The sequence below is a fragment of the Polynucleobacter meluiroseus genome (assembly GCF_900205755.1).
GTDB classification, from domain to species: Bacteria; Pseudomonadota; Gammaproteobacteria; order Burkholderiales; family Burkholderiaceae; genus Polynucleobacter; species Polynucleobacter meluiroseus.
In genome coordinates this window covers 1-1,117 of the sequence record NZ_OANS01000011.1, presented here as the reverse complement: position 1 = coordinate 1,117, position 1,117 = coordinate 1, and the positions used below count along the sequence as shown (strand labels likewise).

The following is a 1,117-nucleotide window of genomic DNA, read 5'->3' as shown; positions in this document are numbered from 1 at the left end:
GGTAATCCCCCCATTTTTAACTTAAGCTAAAAGTAGAAGCTGGTACTGCAAGTGCTAGTTTTTGCTTTGGTGTAATTCCACCTAAGCCCATGTTCGGTCTTTCATGATTGTATGTCCACATCCAATCGGTAGCAAAGTCTTGAACTTCATCAATTGACTCAAAGAGGTATTGATTAAGCCAATCGTAACGCACGGTGCGGTTGTATCTTTCAATGTATGCATTTTGTTGTGGCTTACCTGGTTGGATATAAGTTATCTCTATTTGATGTTTCGCAGCCCATTGCACAAGCACGCTACTGATGAGTTCCGGCCCATTATCACAGCGTACCTTGAGGGGCTTTCCACGCCACTCAATCACTTGATCGAGTGAGCGAACCACTCTGGCTGCTGGCATAGAAAAATCAATATCGATGGCTAAGGCTTCCCGATTAAAGTCATCAATCACATTAAATAAGCGGATAGATCTGCCGTCGTGCAACTGGTCATGCATGAAGTCGATTGACCAGGTTTGATTGATGCCTTCAGGTACTACCAATGGCACAGGCTTCTCGCGAACCAAGCGTTTATGAGGCTTGATCCGAAGGTTCAGTTCTAACTCCCGGTAGATGCGATAGACCCGCTTATGGTTCCAGGTAAAGCCTTTGACGTTACGTAAGTACAAGAAGCAAAGCCCAAAACCCCAGTTCCGTTGATTTTGGGTGAGGCGTACCAGCCAATCGGCAATGAGGGCATTGTCGGTCGATAGCTTCGGGTGATAGCGATAGCAAGTCTGACTAATGACAAAGGTATCGCAAGCTAAACGGATACTCATTCGGCCACTGTGAACTTGTTGGCTGGCCATCTCGCGCCTACGAGATGGCCGAGTTACTTTTTTTGTAAGACTTCTTTAAGGACATCAGCTTGGAGCTGAACCTCCGCATACATCTTCTTTAATCGAGCGTTCTCTAGCTCAAGCTCTTTGACGCGAGACATTAGTGAGGCATCCATACCGCCATACTTGGCGCGCCACTTGTAAAAGCTAGCAATGCTAATGCCGTGTTCACGGCATAGCTCTGGGGCTGGCATGCCAGCCTCGGCTTGCTTGAGGATGCCCATGATTTGGCTATCGGTAAAACGG

The 1,117-nt window shown here is 47.2% G+C and carries 1 protein-coding gene; it reads right to left on the bottom strand.

Annotated features, from left to right (window positions below; translation table 11 throughout):
* Positions 1-16: 16 nt before the first annotated feature.
* A protein-coding gene (locus tag CP950_RS09870) for an IS3 family transposase (RefSeq protein ID WP_101495152.1) occupies positions 17-1,117 on the bottom strand; the annotation gives its coding sequence in 2 pieces (ribosomal slippage) (positions 17-882 and positions 882-1,117; 1,102 coding nt annotated over the 2 pieces). This gene is flagged as partial in the annotation.